The sequence below is a fragment of the Daejeonella sp. genome (assembly GCF_044348475.1).
Lineage (GTDB): Bacteria > Bacteroidota > Bacteroidia > Sphingobacteriales > Sphingobacteriaceae > Daejeonella.
The window spans coordinates 1-3,660 of sequence record NZ_JBIKSU010000141.1; the positions used below are offsets into that span (position 1 = coordinate 1).

At 35.8% G+C, this 3,660-nt stretch carries 3 protein-coding genes; all 3 read right to left on the minus strand.

What is annotated here, in order from left to right; all coding sequences use genetic code 11:
* Positions 1 to 396 (minus strand): c-type cytochrome (locus ACIQZ6_RS12350; RefSeq protein WP_395811544.1); only part of this gene is annotated, 396 nt, incomplete at its 3' end.
* A 238-nt stretch (positions 397 to 634) separates the two neighbouring features.
* The gene (locus tag ACIQZ6_RS12355; RefSeq protein WP_395811546.1) at positions 635 to 1,942 is read right to left on the minus strand and encodes a vanadium-dependent haloperoxidase; all 1,308 of its coding nucleotides are present in this window, start codon (positions 1,940 to 1,942) and stop codon (positions 635 to 637) included.
* Between the two features lie 109 nt (positions 1,943 to 2,051).
* Positions 2,052 to 3,660 (minus strand): aminotransferase class V-fold PLP-dependent enzyme (locus ACIQZ6_RS12360; RefSeq protein WP_395811548.1); only part of this gene is annotated, 1,609 nt, incomplete at its 5' end.

The window sequence follows — 3,660 nt, forward strand, 5'->3', positions numbered from 1 at the left end:
ATCATACTTATTAGCAACATCTTTATAGGATGGTCCTAAAAGTTTATCCTGTACTTTATGACATGCAAAACAATCTGATTTTGAAATAAGCAATTCTCCCTTCTTGATATCTGCATTATCAGTATTCTCAGTGGCTTTTTCCTTAACTCCAGGCTGTATTGTTTTTACTTCGGGTTTTACTGCAGCAGCTCCACTAAGTTTCACTTCTTGGGTATTAGCTTCAGGACTAGTTTCAACAGTATTCTCTGAAGCTGAAATAGTACTGTCTGCAGCAACAATTACTTTTGTGCTATCAGTAGTAAGTGAAGAACTTGTATCTGATAGTGCTGCATTATTTGATGAACTATTACATGCAATAAAAAGGGCACATACACCCAGTACTAAAAATTTTTTCATTTTTTTATTAATTCTATTTTAATGGTTTTACTTAATTGTACAACACAATTCTATTTAAAAAATCTGGGATTTTAAATTAAAATATGAAATTGGATACATAAAGAGGTTTTTCGAGACTAAACTATGAAAGTTGTTACAAAACAATAGCTAAAACAACATTTCCATACTAAATCATATCAATGATCGACTTTAAAAATCATCAATACGATCTATGTCTATTAAACAGAATGATGATCCATTAATTTAATCTAGAGAATACAAATTCACCAATTTTACGGCCTTCAACTAAGCCTTCTTCCATTGCTTCTCTATAATGTATTCCACCATATAATCGGCTTAGCGCAGCTTCTTGTGCAGCCTGTTGAACATTTTCAAACTTTCGGTCAGGCCAGCCCCATGCTCTTTCGGTATCATCAACAAAAGGAGTGTTTTTTCCATAAATCTTTTCAAGTATAGTTGCTGAAGCACTAGAAATAATAGAGTGTCCACTGGTGTATTCAGGAAAAGGAGGAGTTTGTAAATATGGTTTCCAGGAATTATCTACATACTGATTAATATAAGTTTCAGGTCTGAGTAAGTCAAAAGTAAACTTTGTATTCCAGCAGGCTATAAAAGCATCCATAATCCCAATAGAGACACCTGTGTAAGAATAAACGGTTTTAGCGAAATCTGATTTTTGGTTTTTACAAACAATACCAGTAATACCCATCCAATGCCCACCAGGGGTCATCGCTTTGGTTGCATAAGTAACGTGACCTGAAACATTGACTTTAAAACCATTGCAGTCCCAAAAATCAGCGATTGCTTTTTGCTCTGCTGTCAGTGTTTTACCTGTTTCGTATACTTCTAGAGCTAGGTTATGAAATTTGGTGCCTTTTTCTTTACTAAATGGAGAAGGAGGTTTTGGGAGGAACTGACTGGCAGAATCAATTAAAATAGTTCTAATCTTCATCCAGTTTGGTTCAATGGCCGGCATATAGGCAGGTGGAGTTGGAACCCATCTGCTTTGATCTGTATTATTTACTGTGTATTTAACCGCAGAGCGAGTTTGCTTATAATTATCTTTTTTACTCCAATCTAGCACTGATTTGCTTACTAACTTGGCATAATTCTGTGATGCTTCGATCATTTGATCAGGCATACCATGGTTTTTAGCTAATTGAATATGTCCATCTATAATTTTTTGGGCAGAATCTTTACTAAATGTCAATTCTTGACCAACCAAGGATAGTGCAATTAAAGCTGATAATTCAGCATTAATTTCCTTATCAGGAAAGGGTGTAGATTTCAATCCAGTTAATTTGGAGCTCAACGATTTAAAATTCGTTGATTTGCCGGCCATAACTTCATATGCAGCAATATTGCTATAGGCATAAATTCTACTGGCTACTGGAGGCGTAAAAATGTCATGAGTGATAACTTCTGTTAAGTCGGCAACGGCTTTTGAATACAATTCGGGGTTCTTGAAAACTGTATCATAATCATTCTTTCTTGAACAAGCACTTAGTAGTAAAACTGCAAAAAGAATCAGAAATAGATTTCTCATATCGAATTTGATTTATATTCATAAAAATACAAAAAAGCATCAAATATCTGTCAAAAAAACACTCCAGAACATTATTATCAGGCTTAATGTTCTGGATAATTCTTAAAGCTTAGGTTGCCAATGGTGGCCCCTTTGGAACCAGAACTTTTCTTCGTGCAGGCTTTGTTGTATTTCGAACTGCCGTAAATTTTGCTGTACGATATTCACCCATATGGATATCTCCTGAAATTGAATCTCCATTCAAATTACCAGAGAAGTAAAATGTAATTTGATCTCCAGGCTTAGAAATAGTACTGCTTAATTTTACCAGATTACCTTCAATTGTTCCGCCGATACTTCTTTCATCAAACTGGCTTTTATGAGAACCATTAATCCAGTTACCATCTTGTTGTATATTGAAAATATGTTTAATTGTACTACTAAAAAATTGAACATTAACCTCCCATATACCACTAATATTACCTGCCGGACTAGCCATTTCAAGCGACTTAGAAATTCGTTTTCTATTTAAAATTTCGAACACTCTATCTGCTACAATTTTATCTTCTCCTTCTTGCATATGGCTAGAAACCAGATCAATAGCGGTAGTTCCATCGGTTTGATCTTTAGATCCAACTGCAACTCGAGGTTTGGTACTTCCAAGTTCTTCTGCAATTTCATAACCCGTTACATTAAATTTTGCAGGATCCCATGAAACCCATAACGTTGGATGCTTATTGGATAACTCTTCAGGTTCTACTATGGATGTTTTAACACCTTCAATAGTCAATGCTTTTTTTGCAATGGTATTTAACCTGGTCATCCAGCTTTTATATTCAGCATCATGGTCACGTTTTATCCAAGTTTCTACTGCAGCCATCATACCAATCATCTCTTCACGGCCAACTTTATTATCGCGTCCAGGGCCATGGTGAGGTGAACTTGCCTGCCACGCAGATTGCAATATATCTTTTCTTCCGAGCATTAAACCGGCACATTGTGGCCCTCTGATAGCTTTCCCGCCACTATAAGCCACTACATCAGCTCCTCTTTTTATGTGTACAGAAGGAATTGTTAAATTCTCTGCAGCAGCATCTATCAGAATAGGAATATTCTTTGGTTTTGCTACACTGGCAATCACCTCAAGTGAAAAAGGCTGACCTGTAAATGATCCATTTACTGCATTTACGTAGATCATTGCAGTTTTAGGATTGATCGCTTTTTCTAGTTCAGCTACATTGGTAACATGAACAATCTTTACACCAATATTCCGAATCGAATGATCATAGGTATTTCTTGAATACAAAGGAATAATCACTTCATTTTTATCGAATCCAGAAAGATCAGGTATACGAATTAATTTTTCAGGATCACCTCCTGTTACACAAGCTGCTGTAATATGTTTCATTCCTGCAGCACAACCTGCAGAAACCATACCCCACTCAGATTTAGTCAAATCAGCTAATCTCTGACCAATTCCTTCGGCAAGTTCATCATATTGAACAAAATTGTGTGAAGCAGCTTCCATAGCCTCACGAACGGGTGGAAGTTCAAGACAACCTCCAATTATGGTATAAGCACCTCTACAATTAATTATAGGTTCAACACCTATTGAACGAAATATATTATTCTCTGACATGAAAGAGGCAACAGTAGAAACTTCATTGGTATGAGTTAATTTTGAAAGGTTGAAATCTTTGGAAAAACCTTTTGGAGTTTCAGCCAATACGGATTCTTTA

What these genes read in the sequence shown, in the direction of transcription:
- ACIQZ6_RS12355 (WP_395811546.1), bottom strand. Translation starts at nt 1,942, where the DNA reads ATGAGAAATCTATTTCTGATTCTTTTTGCAGTTTTACTACTAAGTGCT.